General features: G+C 63.3%; 17 protein-coding genes. 13 read left to right on the forward strand and 4 right to left on the reverse strand.

From position 1 onward, the window contains the following. Nucleotides 1-128: 128 nt before the first annotated feature. From J6U32_RS19010 to J6U32_RS19050, 9 genes are all read left to right on the forward strand, one after another. The gene (locus J6U32_RS19010) at nucleotides 129-1,175 is read left to right on the forward strand and encodes a helix-turn-helix domain-containing protein (RefSeq protein WP_208791678.1); all 1,047 of its coding nucleotides are present in this window, start codon (nucleotides 129-131) and stop codon (nucleotides 1,173-1,175) included. Between the two features lie 19 nt (nucleotides 1,176-1,194). Continuing rightward, nucleotides 1,195-1,407 (forward strand): hypothetical protein, encoded by a 213-nt coding sequence (locus tag J6U32_RS19015; RefSeq protein ID WP_208791679.1) that lies wholly within the window; start codon nucleotides 1,195-1,197, stop codon nucleotides 1,405-1,407. Further along, nucleotides 1,400-1,564, forward strand: a complete 165-nt coding sequence (locus J6U32_RS19020) for a hypothetical protein (RefSeq protein WP_208791680.1) — start codon at nucleotides 1,400-1,402, stop codon at nucleotides 1,562-1,564. Before J6U32_RS19015 ends, J6U32_RS19020 begins: the two co-directional genes overlap by 8 nt. Next, the gene (locus J6U32_RS19025; protein WP_208791681.1) at nucleotides 1,561-1,872 is read left to right on the forward strand and encodes a hypothetical protein; all 312 of its coding nucleotides are present in this window, start codon (nucleotides 1,561-1,563) and stop codon (nucleotides 1,870-1,872) included. Before J6U32_RS19020 ends, J6U32_RS19025 begins: the two co-directional genes overlap by 4 nt. Next, entirely contained in the window at nucleotides 1,869-2,381 is a 513-nt protein-coding gene (locus J6U32_RS19030; protein ID WP_208791682.1) for a hypothetical protein, read from the forward strand. The genes J6U32_RS19025 and J6U32_RS19030 overlap by 4 nt, the downstream gene beginning before the upstream one ends. 137 nt (nucleotides 2,382-2,518) lie before the next feature. Then, complete coding sequence (locus tag J6U32_RS19035; RefSeq protein WP_208791683.1) at nucleotides 2,519-3,358, forward strand: phage major capsid protein; 840 nt, start codon at nucleotides 2,519-2,521, stop codon at nucleotides 3,356-3,358. A 1-nt stretch (nucleotide 3,359) separates the two neighbouring features. Continuing rightward, nucleotides 3,360-3,728: a hypothetical protein gene (locus J6U32_RS19040; RefSeq protein ID WP_208791684.1), complete on the forward strand. Its 369-nt coding sequence runs from the start codon at nucleotides 3,360-3,362 to the stop codon at nucleotides 3,726-3,728. Further along, complete coding sequence (locus tag J6U32_RS19045; RefSeq protein ID WP_208791685.1) at nucleotides 3,725-4,051, forward strand: hypothetical protein; 327 nt, start codon at nucleotides 3,725-3,727, stop codon at nucleotides 4,049-4,051. Before J6U32_RS19040 ends, J6U32_RS19045 begins: the two co-directional genes overlap by 4 nt. A gap of 154 nt (nucleotides 4,052-4,205) precedes the next feature. After that, a complete protein-coding gene (locus tag J6U32_RS19050; RefSeq protein ID WP_208791686.1) occupies nucleotides 4,206-4,586 on the forward strand; it encodes a hypothetical protein in 381 nt (126 codons plus the stop codon). Between the two features lie 272 nt (nucleotides 4,587-4,858). Here the strand turns inward: J6U32_RS19050 and J6U32_RS19055 are convergent, their stop codons facing one another. The 4 genes from J6U32_RS19055 to J6U32_RS19070 form a co-directional block, all read right to left on the reverse strand. Then, nucleotides 4,859-5,281, reverse strand: a complete 423-nt coding sequence (locus tag J6U32_RS19055) for a hypothetical protein (RefSeq protein ID WP_208791687.1) — start codon at nucleotides 5,279-5,281, stop codon at nucleotides 4,859-4,861. Nucleotides 5,282-5,291: 10 nt separating this feature from the next. Continuing rightward, nucleotides 5,292-5,462, reverse strand: a complete 171-nt coding sequence (locus J6U32_RS19060) for a hypothetical protein (RefSeq protein WP_208791688.1) — start codon at nucleotides 5,460-5,462, stop codon at nucleotides 5,292-5,294. Nucleotides 5,463-5,697: 235 nt separating this feature from the next. After that, a complete protein-coding gene (locus tag J6U32_RS19065; protein ID WP_208791689.1) occupies nucleotides 5,698-5,964 on the reverse strand; it encodes a hypothetical protein in 267 nt (88 codons plus the stop codon). Nucleotides 5,965-6,541: 577 nt separating this feature from the next. Next, a complete protein-coding gene (locus tag J6U32_RS19070; RefSeq protein ID WP_208791690.1) occupies nucleotides 6,542-7,720 on the reverse strand; it encodes a tyrosine-type recombinase/integrase in 1,179 nt (392 codons plus the stop codon). 298 nt (nucleotides 7,721-8,018) lie between these two features. Between J6U32_RS19070 and J6U32_RS19075 the strand changes: the two genes are divergently transcribed. The 4 genes from J6U32_RS19075 to J6U32_RS19090 all read left to right on the forward strand — a co-directional run bounded on the left by J6U32_RS19075 (nucleotide 8,019) and on the right by J6U32_RS19090 (nucleotide 17,270). After that, the gene (locus tag J6U32_RS19075; protein ID WP_208791691.1) at nucleotides 8,019-8,936 is read left to right on the forward strand and encodes a YfaP family protein; all 918 of its coding nucleotides are present in this window, start codon (nucleotides 8,019-8,021) and stop codon (nucleotides 8,934-8,936) included. Between the two features lie 193 nt (nucleotides 8,937-9,129). After that, a complete protein-coding gene (locus J6U32_RS19080; protein ID WP_244332152.1) occupies nucleotides 9,130-11,742 on the forward strand; it encodes a protein kinase domain-containing protein in 2,613 nt (870 codons plus the stop codon). Between the two features lie 52 nt (nucleotides 11,743-11,794). Then, complete coding sequence (locus J6U32_RS19085; RefSeq protein ID WP_208791692.1) at nucleotides 11,795-13,855, forward strand: protein kinase domain-containing protein; 2,061 nt, start codon at nucleotides 11,795-11,797, stop codon at nucleotides 13,853-13,855. Nucleotides 13,856-14,399: 544 nt separating this feature from the next. Beyond that, nucleotides 14,400-17,270, forward strand: coding sequence for an acyltransferase family protein (locus tag J6U32_RS19090; RefSeq protein WP_208791693.1), 2,871 nt, complete (start codon nucleotides 14,400-14,402; stop codon nucleotides 17,268-17,270). The last annotated feature ends 20 nt before the right edge of the window (nucleotides 17,271-17,290 follow it).

A 17,290-nucleotide genomic window follows, 5' to 3' on the forward strand; every position in this document is an offset into this window, starting at 1 on the left:
GTTAATGCTCGCAGACGCCGGTAAACGCTTCAAAACCGACGCTGAGATTGCCGCCTCCGAAAAATCAAATCACTAGCAAAAGACGAGACCCCCGGTGTGCCGCCGGGGGTCTCGAGGAGAACTTCACTGTGACTTCAATTGTATCAGAAGATTTCGACGCGCTGACGTGGATGAGTGCCTACGCGTGCCACGGACCGAAGACTGTTCGCGTGCTGCTCGCGCTATGGTCGCACGTCGACAACACGACATGTCGAGCACATCCGAGCCTCGAAACGCTCGCCGCTGAATCCGGCATCTCTCGACGCAACGTGATCAAGCAACTGAACTCGGCCGTCGAGGATGGATGGATCACGGTCGTCGAGAAGGGGTATCGGGGCCGCGCGACCGAGTATCGCCTCACCCTGCCCGCCCCGTTGCCCTGGATCGCGAGCGAAGACAAGTCTGACCATCGCGACAACTGCAGGTGTCGGTCGTGCTTCACTTGCCGGTGCGCCTGGTGTCGCGAACACGGGCAGACGGATGCGCGGGCCGACGCCGTCGAGGCTAAAAAATGTCAGGACGCAGAAAATAGGGTGACGAATTCGACGGGAAAGGGTGACGAATTCGACCAATACGGTGACGAATTCGCCGAATGCAGTGACGCCAGTGTCACACCAACTTCTCTTAGAACTTCTCTTACCAACTTCTCTCAAGAGAACTTCTCTCTTTCTGGATCGGCTTGCGCCGATCCGCCGAAGATCAAAGACGAAGATGATCTTGCTCGACGTGGCGAGAAGACCAAGCGGGGTTATCCGCTCCATGTCGACTTCGTTGGCAACGCTGCCACGCTCGCCAAGGCCGGACGTCTGGGGATCGACCACGACGAGGCTCTGCGCGCCTTCCATGGCTACATGAACGAGCACGACCACGAGACGTCGCGGAACTGGGGCGGTACCTTGTCGGCATTTATGTCGTCGGTTGTCGAGGACTTGGACAGTGAGCACTACGAACGCTTTTGGTGCGACGACGATCCTGACAACTACTTCCCCAGTGAAGATGTCGACGCCGAGGTGCAGCTCGACGCCGAGGATGACCACTGCGAAGTCTGCGGCTGCACCATGACACTGCGGGCCGATCTTGACGACGGCGCTCATCTCGGTTGCCGCCCTGCCTTAACCACCTCGTCTTGCAAGTAGCCAATACAAAAGGGAAACCATGACACACAAACCCTCACCCGCCGACCTGGCGCCGAAAGCCGAACCCGTCGATCCAAGTCGCGCGATCGCCGATGCCCTCGCGACCGAGATTCGCCGACGAGATGATCGTATCCGCGACCTCGAAATCGAGAATCGAACATTGCGTTCAGTCCTTGGCCTTGCATTTCGCGGCATCATGTCCAGCCGATTAGTCGGTGAGTTTCATGAGTGAGAGTCTGGACTTAAAAAACGCACAGCAGCACGCGCGGACCGTTCAACTGCTCGACCACTACGCCCTCGCTCTCGAGGAGATCGCCACTGCCCACAACGCACTCGCGATTTATGTGCAGCAACTCGAATTGCGAGTCTCGGAATTGGAGGGAAAGTGACGGTATTCGACTTCACCGGCCTTGAGAGCCGTAAGAAGCTACCCGACGGTGATCCGCGCGGCATCCTCGGATTCGAGGACTACCCGGACGAACTCCAGAGGCTGATGGATGCTCGCCTGTATGCCGATTTTGAGCACCGGGTAAAGCTGCGTGACGCTACCGAGTTGGAGCGTGCATTACTCGCATATCTCGGATATATCGCCGAGGACGAGACGCGGGCGATTAAGGCACACATTGAGTGGACCAAGGGTGTGCGAGCAATGCAATTCAAGTTCCTGGACGGGACAAGGATCGGAGAATCAGAATGAGTGACAACACCGCATGGTCAGACGCAGGCGAACCGGAGTCCATCACCCCCGATGAACCCGCGACCGTCGACCGGGACCGGAACGAGACTCCCGATGCCGACCTCGATGACTCAGACCGGGGTGAGCTGATCGCTGAGAGTAAGAAGTACCGACAGCGCGCACAGGCAGCCGAGGGCGAGCGTGATGCACTGCGGGGTCGACTGGAGTCTGCCCAACGCGCGCAGGTGCTCGCGCTGGCTGCTGGGTTGTCGGAACCGGCTGACGTGTTCTCGACTCCCCTCGGTGGTGCCGACCTCGATGACCTACTGGATGACGACGGCCTGGTCGATCCCGGCAAGGTCCGGGCGACAGTCGACGCGGTAGTGCTCGCTCGCCCCGGCCTCGCGCGTGACCACGCCTCGACTGCACTGTTTGGCGACGTCGGGCAGGGGCGAACGAAGAAGCACCGACCGGAGAAATCAGGACCGACGTGGGCCGAAGTCCTCAAACCAACACCGGGCATTTCGTAAAATTTTGCCCTATAATTGAAATAGGCGCAGTTAGTTAAACCGCGCCGCAATCTTCGCCAGGCAATGCGAGAGTAAGTCAGTAGACGTATCTCGATCCACGGGTGACGCACACAATCATCTAACAGAATTGAGACCACATGTCTATGAATCGAGCAGGGAACCTTGGGGCACTAAAACCCGATGAGGTTGCCGGACTTATTATTGAGCCTGCATTGTCGGCGAGTATCTTCGCGCAAGCTGCCAATCAGATTTCTTTCAACTCGGCGAATTTGCGTATTCCACGCGTCGCTGATGGAAGTGCAGCCTGGACTAGCGAAGGCGCCGAGATTGGCGTTAGTGACGCCACCATCTCCGAGGTTGTCGCCCCGGCAAAGGCAATTAAAGCGCTCACATTCTTGTCCAATGAACTAGTCGCTGACGGCAACCCAAACACGCTCGAGCTGATCGGTAATGCAGCAGCTCGCCAGATTGCCGCCGAGCTCGATAAGGCCGCATTCGCGAACACGACCACGAACGGTCCCGTTGGTGTGGAGTCGGTCGCCGGGCTTGCGTACGACGAAAACACCGACCTGACGAACTTGGATGATATTCAGCTCGCGGTTGCTGCTATTCAGAGCAACGGATACAACCCCAGTGTCTTGGTGACCACGCCCGAGATTTACGCCGAGCTGTCGATCCTCAAGACCGGCACCGGGTCGAATGTGCCGCTTTTGCAGACGGATGCGACGCAGGGTGTGGGACGCAACGCCAACGGTTTGACTGTGTTGGTCTCAGCGAAGGTGACGCCGGGGACTTTGTACGTCTGGGATACCACTCAAGTGATCCTTGGCGTGCGTCAAGATGCCGAGCTTGTCGTCAGCGATGATGCGGCCTTCTCCAGTGACCGCAAGGCAATTCGTGCTGTGGCCCGCTTCGCGGTGGCCTTCCCCGCGCCGAAGGCGGTCGCACGGCTGTCAGCCCCGGTTGGCTCGGTCTGACATGTACGTCACCGCGCAGGATGTTCAGTCCCGCTACCTCGGCGGAGAGATCCCTGATGAGGAGTGGCTCGACATCCGCGTGCCCGAAGCCGAGGCACTGCTCTTGACGCTCGTGCCTCGGCTTCAAGGGACCGTGACCGACCTCGACAAGACAAACATCGTCCGCGTGGTATCCGATGCTGTCATTAGATTGTTCGACAATCCTCGAGGAATTACTCGAGAGCAGATCGAGGAGCAGTCCTGGCAACTCGCGTCGGGACAATCGGCAGACACGGCGGGTCGGATCCACTTCACCGCCGATGATCTGAGAGTGTTCCGCAAGCCGATAAAGCGATTCGGCTATCTGCACGCGAGGACAATTACCCGATGATTATCGAGATTCATAGACGTGCGTCGACCGAGCGAGTTAAACACGGACAGTCGATGCAAGGTTATGAATTCTCGCATACCCTCGATGCGGTAATATCAATGAGCGACACCGACAGTGTGAATCCCGAGCAGGTGATGCGGAATGCAAAATCTGTTCACGCCAAGGTGTGGGTCGATAATGCAAACGATGTCAGATCGGATGACATTTATCGACTGCCTGATGGTTTGTACTACCGGACTGTAGGCAAACCTTTACCGCGCAAGTCTGGTCTCACCGGAACAATCGCACGAACGAAAATTGAGTTAGTGCGATTCGAGGGATAAGACTTCACCCGAAACGGGTGACGAAAAGGCGAGATTCAGCCCTCGCCGACTCCGACAACGGGCACCGTGGGTTTCCTTTTAAAGGCCGTCAGACAGCCTTTGGTTTCCTTCCCCACGGTGTCCGTTGTTGTATCTACGAATTAGGAGACACGCAATGATTGTTACCCGAGCTGAAACAAAGACATGGTCGAAATCTGCCCGCGAATGGTGGGCGGTGACGACGGAAACCTACGAATTGACCCCCAGCGAAATGCTAATTTCGCGCGAGGTTTGTCGTGGATTGACACGATTGGATGCGATCAACAAGCAATTGCAAGGCGCGCCGCTGACCGTTCAGAATCGGTTCGGGGAGACTGTGACCGCACCGCTTGTGACCGAGCAACGGATGCTCTCACAGTCGGTCACCAAGCTGATCAACACGTTGCGGCTACCGGAGGTTGCCGGGGACAGTGACAAGGTCAGCGATCGGACCGGGACGACACAGCGGAGGTCACAGGTGCGAGGGAGCTATTCGTGGCGCCCCGAGGTGATCTGATGGCCTCGGTGAAGGTCAGGCCGCGTCCCGAGGTGGGTGATGGGCCGGTGCCGGGTGAGCTTCGTGGCCAGGTGCGAGTGGCCGAGTGGTGCCCCGAGCTGTGGGAGAAGCACGCGGGTATCGAACCGGAACAGACGGATGCGGACTGGTGGGATGCGCTGATGATCGCGCGACGTCGGCACCGCACGGCATACGATCGGTGGGCCGACGACCAGGGGCTATCGGGGGATGAGCGTCGGCATCATTGGCAAGGACGCCGACCGACTTGGTGACTACCCGCGCGCGTTCAAGTTGCAAATCATCTCCGAGTAGCGCCACGATTCGTTGCGCGCGAAGACAAGTTCACGTTCGGCATCGCGCAAGGCTTGCGATGCGCGGCCATAAGCCTTGAGCACAGGACCCTCGTCAGGCGCACCGTGCGCGAGCCACAACGCGTGCGCGACCACAAGGTCCTCGTGGGCCAAGTCGTAGGCTACCTCGGCATCTCGCCTGACCCGATCGGTGTCCTTAATCCGCAGTCGGGCAACTTGTTTGGCCAATTGCAAGTCTGCCTCTCGATGCCGCTGTGCGATGCTGGCACCGGGGGTGGTGGATGGTCGCCATGCCACCCCGTTCGGCTGACGTTGTTCTGGTGTCGGGGTGAGTAGCCCGATTACGAATAGGGAGATGATGAAAACAATTGCGAACGTGAGCATTTCGGAGTCCTCAGTTGATCGTGTCGGGTGAGAACAGCATGGCGAGGATGTCGGCTACAGGTATCTCGATGACATTGTCTGGTCGGTCACCGATGCTGACCCCGAGATAGCGACTGCCATCGTCCTCGGTGAGGGTGTGAAGGGTGAGAGCGATCCCGTGCGAGTCAGTCGAGTCGATCATGATGTCTCCCATCGTCGTGCGATTGATCTGGCCATAGTGCCATGGCGTGCTGCTGCTGGCAACGCCTGAGATATGCACGGGCACACTGTATCTGGCTATCTGACTGCCTAGACACATTAGACACCGACCATCGCACCGAACGCGGCCCGGTGCTTGTGGACGTGGGCGGTGAGTTCGACGAGAGTGATCAGGTCATCGAGCGACTGAACCAAGTCGCCAAGTGCGGCAAGCATTGTCACGAATCCCGGACTGCGATTGTGGCCAGCAACAGCACGCGGGCGAGTCGATTCTCAAGAGCTGCCGCGTGTTCGGGGTCATCGGGGAAGCCCAGGCTGTCCTCGACTGCCCACACCGCCCGCATCAGGTCACTCCGCACTGACCAAGGTGCGGTGTCGAGGATGCGGTACAGACCGTCGATGGACTCGTCAGCGACCGCGACAAGGGCCACAGGGTCGACGGGCGATGCGGACAGGACGCGTGCGATGCGGGCGAGGGTCGACATGGCGACTCCTTGGGGTGAGGGGATGCGGCCGGGAAGTTCGACCGCGCAAACAATGGCACCAAATCGACAGGGCCGCAACGGCTTAGGATATCGTCGCAGTTCAGAGCGTTTTCGAGGCCATGTCAGGCCGTTTCGGAGCCGATCCCGCGTCGAGTCAGTGAATCGCCAACCCCCGTGCCCCCCAAAGTATTCACCGCGTAGCTCGTATTCTCGCAGGGTGTGATACCTGAACTTTCCCATGGGGCCGAACCCGATAGCGGCCTGACCAAGGCTTATACCCCTATGGGGTATCCAGATTTTGGTTCTGGACGGTCCTCCACGGTTCTGCACTGTCGGTTTCTGTCGTCCAGGCAGTCGAAAACGTGCGAAAACGGACATGGGCGGGGGGTGGGTGTGGTGACGTGCGGGGATGATAGGAGACGAGGGACCAATGATCGACGCACCACACCCCGAGGTTTGCCAGTGCGGCAAGGCGCTTACTCAGTGCAAAGAGTTCGGCCTCAACGCGCGTCCGACGTATTGGACATGTACGAATTGGGAGTGCGCGGACAACACCATGTATCTCAGGTGACGCGACCTACGCCGACTCCACCACGCTCAGCTTCGGTGGCGATGCGACCATGGCGCTGATTGCGTCAGCGAGTGCCCTGTCGCGAGCCCGTGTTGCGTGCTGGTAGCGCATTGCAGCATTCGGCGTGGTGTGGCCAAGCCGAGCTTGCAGTTCTGCGATGGATGCACCCGCGCGGCCCGCCATGGTGGCTCCGGTATGACGCAGGTCATGGAACTTGACTGTTGGTTGCCCGACCGCCTTTCGGGCGGGGTTCCATTTGCGATAGAACGTCGAGGCTGCGATCGGCACGCCGGGATCGGTGGCCGAGGCGAACAGCAGGGCATCGGGTCCGTCGGGAATCCGGGCAAGGTGTCGGCGTACCTCGTCGGCGACGTGTGGGGGTATCGCAACCGTACGCACCCCGGCCCGTGTTTTTGTTGCCGATGCTTTGACGCGTTCGCCCGTGACGCGGATCGCCCCACGTTCGACTGAGATCGTCAGGTTCTTGACGTCGATGTCTCGGCGTTTGAGTGCTGCTATCTCTCCGAACCGTAGTGCGCACCATGCGCCGAGGATCACGGCGAATCGGAATCGGTCGCCCACTTCGTCGGCAAGGTGCGTCACTTCGTCGGGGGTGAGGATCACGGGTGTGTGTTTCGGCGTCTTCGTACCCGCCCCGTCTAACTGGCACGGGGTGACCGAGATGTGTTCGCACCGAATTGCGTACTTCATGATTGTTTTCATGAGGCTGTACGCCGACGCGGTATCTGCGGGCCGCTTCAACTCGAGCCGACGGCGATACCACGCGGTCACGTTCTCTGGGGTAATAGTGTCCAGGGACCGGCGACCGAAGGTTGGGTAGAGCGCTCGCCCGAGTAGTAGACGGTAATCGGCTGCCGTTGTCTGGCGCATCGGTCGGCTGCCCACTTCCCCATTGAGTCGCTTGGTCACCCACTCCTCGGCGAAGTCTTTGAACGTTGGCACAGCACGTGGTCGGTCGGGGCGTGCGGGTTCGGACTTGTGCGGAGGCACCCAAGTATCGGTGTCGATGGCGTACCGGACCGAAGCCAGATAGCCGCGCGCCAAGTCCTCGGTGGCGAACGGTTCGGGGGCGGTCCATCGCTTCCCGCCGTGCCGATACCGGGCCCGCCATTGCCCCGATTTCAGCTGCTCGGTAGTACCGAAGGTGCCCGCCGTACGTGCCATGTGTGGACCCTCTCCCCTATGTGCTGTGCGTCAGGGGAAAAGTCCCCTTTGCGCGTCGGTTCGCGGGCTATCCGTGGGCTAAACGGCGACAATGCGTGTCAATCCGCGACACCCACGGTCGGCGGCCGCTTTCACCATCCTAGCAGCTCAGAGCAGCAATTCTGCTGGTCACACTGTCTTGCGGGTCGGGTCAGATTCTAATTTTCGAATCCCTTTGCGCGCACCGTGAACGAGGTCGCAACGACGCAGTTCGACTGTTGTCGCGCGGATCGGCTCTCAGGTCGCTTTAATCGTTTTCATGCCTTCTGTACACGTTCGCACCCGTCGGTCACGGGCCGGCCGGGCCGCGATCGCCGTCCTGACCGTCATCATCGGCCTCACGACCGCCTGTTCGGTCAGCGGCACACCCGTCGCGGCAGGTCCCGCGATCGACGGCTTCGTCACCGGCGTGACCGCGATCAACGACTCCGGCGGGTCGTCGTCAACGGTGTCGGGGACACTAGGCGCAGGGCAGTCGGCAGGACCGACTCTGCGGTTGCCCGACAACGTCACAGCGATCAACGGCGGTAGCGTCCTCCAGAACACCACGTCGTCGAAGCCCATCACCTCCATGCGAATAGCGTTGGAGGCCAAGCACAATGGCAAGGCGACCGGCAAACCGGCACCCGGATACACCGAGCTGAAGCTGGGGTCGGCGACGGCAACCGCCTCGGTGGTGATGACGTTGGCCCAGCAACTGCCGTCGGAGGATTTCGCCTTCTACTTCGCGGGCGTCGACGCATCGGGGGTGCAGGGTCCGATGGTGCGTCAGGAGGTCAAGGCACTCAAGGTCGGGACCGGCGCGGTACAGGTCAGCACGTCATGGACCGTCGACAGCGACCTCGATCTCATCCTCGTCGAGCCGTCGGGCGACAAGATCTACTTCAACAACAAGACGTCCTCGTCGGGCGGCACTCTGGATCTCGACTCCAACGCCGACTGCGACATCGACGGAAAGAACAACGAGAACATCACCTACCCGCAGGCACCCTCCGGCACCTACACCGTGTACGTGAATCTGTATTCGTCGTGTGGAACGCCGGCAACCGATTACGTGGTGACGGTGAGCGTGGGCGGTCAACAACCACGCACCTTCACCGGGACGTTCACCGGCCCGGGGTTGCGTACCGCCGACACCTCCGATATCCGTGAGGTGACCACTTTCCAGGTGGGCTGAAGTTCGCGCGGAGTACCTGCCCGAGATCAGCACACCGTCCGCTCAGATGAGCCGTCGGCCGCCCGTCATCGACAATCGTCGACGCCGTTCCTCTCCCGGCTGAACGACTACGGCACCGGTCGCGACGAGGTGTTGGGTATCGTCATCCCGGAATCGCTGATGGCGTATCAGCGGCTGGCCGAGGGGGAAGTGTGTGAACGCGGGCAATTCGGGGATGGTCGCCGGGTATCACCTGATCGGTCCCATCCGCACCGATGCACTCGGGCAGGTCTACATCGCCGACCGTCCCGGCCCGTCCGGACGTGTGCTGATGCGACTGCTGGCCGTCGACCCGAATGCCCCCGGTTTCCGGCCCCGTTTCGCCGCGCAGGCGCATGTGGTGCAAGGACTGGTCCACCCCGGCCTCGGCGGACTCCTGCAGTACGGCGAGGAGTCCGGCCGGACCTGGTTCACCAGCCGCTTCGTCGACGGCCACGTGCTGACCACGGACCGGCGCGCCGACTCCGAGGCCCTTGGCATCGCCGGGCAGGTCGCCGATGTCCTCGACCACGCGCATCGCCGCGGGATCGTCCACGGCGACCTCGGGCCGGGCGAGATCCTGCTCCCCACCGCCGCCGGGCCGGGTACGGCAGGTGGATCGGTGGCCGTCCTCGACGTCGGCACGCTGGCGCTTTCCGGTCGCCCGATCCTGAATCCCCTGTCGGGGTCACCGGAGTACACCGCGCCCGAGGTCATCGCGGGTCAGCCGGCCGGTCCCGCGTCCGACCAATACTCGCTGGCCTGCCTGCTGTGTCAGATGCTTACCGGCACAACACCTTTCGCCGCTTCGTCGCCGACCGAGGTCGTGAGCGGCCACCTGCACCGGCAGGCACCGCCGATCAGCGCGCTGCGTCCCGATCTCGCCCCACTCGACGTGGCGTTCGGCTACGCACTCGACAAGGACCCGGCTCGGCGCTATCCGGACTGCCGGGCGTTCGTCGGAACGGTCGCAACACTCGCCGCGCGGGCCGCTGCGCAGCACCAGCCGTCTGCACCCGACTCACCGCCGTCGTCGTTCCGCGAGCGCGCCCACTCGGCTGCGCCGGAAACAATTGCGCCCGTGGCCACGCCGACGCCCGCGGCGCACTCCCGGCCCGTCGACACCTCGACGGAGAGGTCATCAGAGAAGCCGGAGCAGGCGCCTGTGCAGCAACTGCCCGTGCCCGACCGGATGGCTGGACCACACCCGTCCTCGTCGGCGACGGCCCCCCCGACACACGCCATGACGCCGGACTCCCCCGCTCCGGATGCCCCGACGGATGCCGAGCCCTCGGTCGACGTGGACGCGCGGCCGACGGTCGTGCCGACCGAAACGGGCTCGTCGCCTCCAGGTGTCAGTGAGCCCCCAACGGATTCCCAGTCGCGTCAGACCATCACACCCGACACACCGATACCGACCGGGGCACCTATGGCACCGGGCTCATTCGGCGACTCGCCCACGTCGATGGGTGCCGAATCACCGACCAGCTCGTCGGCGCCGGGCTCGGGCACACCGCCACCGACAGGGACCGCACACCTCGGTTCGCCGGACACCCTGCCACCGATGGACCTCCCGGCTGACCCACCGGGTCGAGGCGCAAGACTCCGTCGCCGCGTGCTCGTGTCCGCGCTGGGACTCGCTGCCGCCGCGGTGATCGCAGTGATCGCGGTCGCCGCAACGTGGTTCGTCGTCGGTCGCGAACCCTCGCTCACACAGGTGACCACCTCGTCGATCTCCACCGGCAACAATGCGACCTGCGCAATCCGGGATGCACAATTGTACTGCTGGGGGTCCAACACCAATGGCGTCCTCGGCACCGGGACCACCACGGACTCAAACATCCCAGTCAAGGTCAATGGTCTGGGCAAGGTGACGAGCGTCGACGTCGGGTGGACCTCCGCCTGCGCCATCGCCGACGGCGCACTCTATTGCTGGGGTAGCAACGCCCAGGGACAACTCGGCAACGGCACCACCGACGCTCGTCTCAACCCGACCAAGGTGGCCTCGTTGCACAACGTGACATCGGTGACCGTGGGCGCCGACGTCACGCTCGTCGGAGACGCCATCACCTCCGACACCACCACCTGCGCCGTCGCCGACGGCGGAACCTACTGCTGGGGAGCCAATCACGACGGTCAGATCGGTGACGGCACCACCACGGATCGACCCACTCCCACCAGGGTGAAGAACATCGCCGATGTGGTGTCGGCGACCACCAACTCGGCGCAGACATGCGCGGTGACCCGTCCCGGTGATGTCTACTGTTGGGGCTCGAATGAGCGTGGTCAGCTCGGCGACGGCACCCTCGACAACCGCGTCACGCCCGTACGAATCGGCGGCCTGGCACATGTCACCGACATCGCCACCTCGGTCAACTCCACCTGCGCCGTCAGCGACGGATCAGTGTGGTGCTGGGGAAACAACACCTACGAGCAAACCGGCGATGCCGATCGTCGTACCACCCGTGTCCCCACCAAGGTCGCTGGTCTGACCGACGTCTCATCGGTTGCGCTCGGCTCGCAGACCACATGTGCGGTGGCAGGCGGTGCCGCCTACTGCTGGGGGATCAACTCGGACAACTCGATCAACTCCGATCCCCGCGGGTACTTCGCCACTCCCGCCAAGATCACCGGCATCGACAGCACCGTCACCGACGTCACGACCGAGTCCTCGGTCAGCTGCGCACGTACGGATCACCAGACGTTCTGTTGGGGCTCCAACAGCGATGGCCAGCTCGGCCTCGGGTCGACCGGCTACGTCAACGGCCCGACGGAGGTCTCCTTTTGAGCGGGAACATATGGTGCGCCGACGCGGGACGAGCACCAAGGAGGATCTGTTAGTGGCACAACTCGACGCGGGCAGCACCTTTGCCGGATATCAGGTCCTCGCCAAGCTCGGCGCGGGCGGCATGGGCCAGGTGTATCTGGTCGAACACCCGCACCTACTCCGACGTGAAGCAATGAAGGTCATCTCGGTCAACGTCGCCGACAACACCGAATTCCAGCAACGGTTCATCAATGAAGCACGGACCGTGGCCTCGTTGAATCATCCGGGAATCGTCGCGATCCACCACTACGGCGTCGAGGACGATTCGCCGTGGTTCACCATGACCTATCTCGACGGCAAGGACCTGACCGCCGGAGGGCTATCGGATCAGGAGATCGGAGTCGTCGCCCTGCGTACCGGCGAGGCGCTCGACTACGCCCACCGCCACCAAGTGATCCACCGCGACATCAAGCCGGCCAACATCATCGTCACCCGTGAGGCGGACGGGGCGATCGAACAGGTGGTACTACTCGACTTCGGCATCGCCAAGCTCGCCGATTCGACGTCGATGACCGCCACCCAGGCATTCATCGGCACCCTGGCCTACGCCGCCCCCGAGATGATCGACGCCGAACCCGCCGGCCCGTTCAGCGACCAGTACGCGCTGGGATGTAGCGTCTACGAATTACTCACCGGTGCTGCGCCTTTCGAAGCTCCGACGCCTTCGGCAATGATGGCCGCGCTGTTGTCGAAGCCGGCGCCACCGCTGAGCTCACGACGGCCCGACCTCGCCGCCCTCGACCCGGTGTTCGAGCGCGCTCTCGCCAAAGACCCGACTCAACGGTTCCGCGATTGCCAGTCCTTCGCCCGCGCACTCGCCGGAGTTCTCGCCGGATCTACTGGCGGTCCGGCATCGGCGATCGCCTCCTGGGGAACCACCGATCCGGTCGGCGGATCGAGTGAACTCCTCTCCGCAGACGCAGCGACCGTGGAGTCGCATCAACGCAGACGACGCCGCAGTCGCACGGTGTGGTTGTCGGCGCTGGCCGCCCTCGTGGTTGCCGTCGTAGCCGTCGTCGCCACAGTGGCGACCGTCGGCCGCACCGACTCGACGCCGCCCGCAGCCACCGCCCCGACGTTCACCGACGTCAGCACGTCCGTGTTCAATTCGTGCACAGTGTACGAGCGCGCCGCCTACTGCTGGGGGCAGAACGACGACGGTCAACTCGGTGACGGAACCACCACCAACCGCACCACACCCACGAAGGTCGTTGGACTCACCGATGTCACCGCTATCTCCGTCGGCGACTCCGCGACCTGTGCGGTCGCCTCGAAGAAGGCCTACTGCTGGGGGTCGACCGACAAGATCCTCACACCGAAGGAGATTCCGGGACTGACAAACGTCACCGACATCGCCACCAACTCCTTCTCAACCTGCGCGATCGCCGACAGCTTCCTCTATTGCTGGGGATCGAACTCCCAGGGCCAGCTTGGTGATGGGACGACCACCGCTCGCACGGCGCCCACCAAGGTCGAAGCCCTGTCGTCGGTAACCCAGATCTCGGTCACCGACGACTCCACATGCGCGCTGGCCAACAGCCGCGCCTACTGCTGGGGAAAGAATGCGAGCGGACAACTCGGCGATGGCACCACCGCCGCGATGCGCACCACGCCCGTCGAGGTCAAGAACCTTCGGTATACGGCGTCGATCAGCGCTGGAAGCGATTGGGGCAAAGGCTCGGCCTGTGCACGGCGCGCCGACTACACCGCGTTCTGCTGGGGAGACAATCGCTCCGGTCAGATCGGCGACGGGACGACCACCAATCGATTGGTGCCCACCCAGATCCTTGCAGACACCGCCTCCATTGTGACCGAGGGCGGAGCCACGTGTGCCATCACACGTTCCCGCACCCTGAAGTGCTGGGGCGCGGACCGCAACAATTATCAGGACGTGACCACCCCCACTGATGTACGCGGTATTGACGGAGTAACCGCGGTGAGCGTCTGGAACGACAACACCTGCGCGATCGCGCACGACAAGCTCTTCTGTTGGGGCCCTAACTCCGAGGGCCAGATCGGCGACGGAACAACCCAGAGCAGGAAGGTACCGACTCAGGTGAACGTCCGGCGGTGACGCTCCGGCTGGCCGGTCGTGTTGTCGACGGGCGTGTCCCCAACACCACCTCCGTGGGGACAGCGGCGACACGCAACACACGCTTCGCCGACGGACTGGTCACGGTGTCCCCGGCAACGGTGTGGGCGTCGAGCCGACCTGAAAGTAGTTGCAATCGCAACGAATTCTTTTGGGCCGCAGTCCATATTCGCGAATCGGTCATCGTTCCCCCAACCGGAGGACACTGCGGTCGGTCGTGCGCAGAAACGTCTCGCCACACCGCTACACTGAGCGGCTGATGCTCCCCTGCGAGCACCTCGACATCGCTGTCATGTCACCACCGCACCCGAACGAAACGCTCACCTGCCTGTATGCCACGCCCCATCCACACAGGGTCAGCCCACCTGCCCGCCCTCGACGACGTGCGCGCGCATGCCGTCGGTTTTGTCGTCACCGATCCCTGGTCTCGTAGCCACTTCGACCGAGCCACGACGAGGGCGATATCGATCGTCACCGAGGAAGACACGACATCGACGACAGCATCGAGAGATGGGAGGGCACACGCATGAAGGCACGACTACGCACCTGGCGCACACGCCGGCACATCCCCTCGATCACCCATCATCACGATTCGGGCCACTCGACCTCGACGCTGGTCGGCGCACCGCCTCCCGCGAACATGGTGATCACCGGCCCCATGGCGAGCCTGAGCCCCATCGGGGTCCTCCACGAGCCCGGAACCGAGCCCGTGTACGCGCTCCCGGCGCCGCCGCGCGGGACCGAACCCGACATCGAGGGCTCCGATGCCACGACCGTGGAAATACGGGAGATCAGCGATGCCGACACCGTCGAGCTCCGACGCCTGACCGACGAGGTCACCGCCGAACTCCCGATCGTCGTCGCCACAGAGACGGAGTCAGACGACGCACAGGCAACTGAGACGGAGGCAGCCGACGCCGAAAGCCCCGAAACCGAGAGCTCTGGCACCGAGAGCCCTGATACCGACTCCGACGAGGCCGGCGAGAAGGCCGAGGTCGAGACCGACGAGACGTCGGTGGTCGAGGACACTCCCGACGCCGACGCCGACGCCGACGCCTCGGACGAGGACGAGGAAGTCGCCGACGAGGCAGCGGAGGACTCCGACCAACCCGACAGCGACGAACCCGACAGCGGCGAACCCGACAGCGACGAACCCGCAGACGACACATCCCCGAAGGACAGCACCGAGACCGCGTCCGACGACACCGTCGAGATACCGATCGAGGCGACCCAGGACGCGCCGGACGACGACGGTGCCGGCAACACCGACGCCGGAGACGCCGACACAGCGTCCGCAGCCGCGACGGTCAAGGCGATCCCGAACATGCGGGACCGGCGCACGTCCCGGACTAGCGCCGAGCCAGATACAGGCACAGACACCGACGAGAATTCGTCGGCATCCACCGTCCGTATCCCCAAACCGGTCTGGACGCTGTCCACGAAGCTCCTCTCACCGACCGCCCCGGCGACCGCCGAGACGGCAACTGATCGAGAATCGGCCGTGGCACCGGCCGGCGCAGCCACTCTGGCGCCGGGTCGCATCCGGCGCAGCCGTGCGCTCGACGGCGTGCGCGGTATCGCGGTGCTCGCCGTGGTGCTGTATCACTTCTTCGGTGACGCGGTCCGCGGCGGATACCTCGGCGTCGACATCTTCTTCGTACTGTCGGGCTTCCTGATCACTTCGCTACTCGTTCGCGAGTACGGAGCCAAGAAGCGAATCTCGTTGTCGCAGTTCTGGACCCGACGTGCCCGCCGCATTCTGCCGGCCGCGCTCACGGTTCTGGTCGTGGCCACCGCCGTCGCCGGACTCATCGGCGGCGACGTCGGCGTGCAGCTCAAGAGCCAATTCCTCGGGTCGGCGTTCTTCGTCAACAACTGGGTGCAGATCGCGCAGTCGCACAGTTACTTCGCCGAGACGACGCCACAGATCTTCATGCACTACTGGTCGTTGGCGATCGAGGAACAGTTCTACGTGGTGTGGCCACTGCTGTTCCTCGGTGTGCTGTGGTTGGCACGCCGGACCTCGACGCGCACGCAACTGCGGATCACCGCCGCGGTGACGATCGCACTCGGCGCCGCGTCGGTGGCCGCGATGATTGCGATCTACAACCCCGACACCGATCCGAGCCGGGTCTACTTCGGCAGCGATACCCATTCCTTCGGCCTGCTGATCGGCGCCGCGCTGGCGTTGCTGTGCACCGCCCCGGCCGCCGATGCCGCCGATTCGTGGCCGCGTCGGGTCTCGCCGCGTACCGCCGAGATCCTGGGCAAGACCCTCGCACCGGCCGTCTTCGTCGGGCTCCTGGTCCTCATGTTCACCCTGCCCGACACCTCACCACTCACCTATCAGGGCGGGCTCCTGCTGGCATCGGTACTGACCGCGGGCGTGATCCACACCGCGGTCGGCGAGACCGGACCGGTCCCGGTGATCCTGCGCGTGAAAGCCCTGCGTTACCTGGGCGAGCGATCGTTCAGCCTGTATCTGTGGCATTGGCCGGTCGTGGTCTTCCTGCGCGCCTGGTTCCGGGAGGGCACGGGTACGGCGTCGTTCTCGCTACCCGGCTGGCTGATCGGCATTCTCGCCGCGGTGATCACGCTCGGCCTGTCCGAACTGTCCTACCGCTACATCGAGACACCGTTCCGCCGTAAGGGTTTCCGCGGTGTGCTGCGCGACCTCGGGAATTCGGCACGTCTGCCGATTCCGGCCGCGGTGTTCGCCGCCGGCCTGGTCATGATCCTGTTCGCCGGTTCCGCGCTGGGTACCAGCCCGTCGAAGTCGCAGCTCGAACTGCAACTCGACCACCTCGCCGAGCTACAACGGCAGTCCAATGCGAGCCCGCCGCCGGCTCCCCCACGTCCCGCCGCGCCCAGTGCACCACGGCTGCCGACCGGCCAAGAGATCACCGGCATCGGCGACTCGGTCATGCTCGCCTCGTCGCAGGCGCTTCGTGCGCGGTTCCCCGGCATCTACATCGACGCGCAGGTTTCGCGTCACTACAGCGGCGGCGAGGGCGTCATCGAGGACCTTCGGGCGTCCGGCGCGCTCCGCAAGTACGTGGTGCTCGGATTCGGTACCAACGGGCAGGCGTTCCCCGGACAGCTCGACCGGATCCTCTCCGAGATCGGCCCCGGTCACCTGATCGTTCTGCTGGTCCCGTTCGGTCCGGTTGACGGCATCCCACAGGCGGCACAACAGGTTCTGCAGTACGCACCACGACATCGCAACGTCTTCTTGGCGCCGTGGTGTCAGACCGCTGCTGCCCATCCGGAGAATCTCGGCCCCGACGACGTCCACCCGATGGGACCGGGCACCTGGATGTATGCCGATGCCGTGACCGCGGGCCTGCAGCAAGCCGTCACCGGCAAGCGTGATCCCAACATCACCTGCCCGATCTGAGGACCGTCAGCCGGCAATCC

This window comes from Gordonia polyisoprenivorans (assembly GCF_017654315.1).
Classification (GTDB): domain Bacteria; phylum Actinomycetota; class Actinomycetes; order Mycobacteriales; family Mycobacteriaceae; genus Gordonia; species Gordonia polyisoprenivorans_A.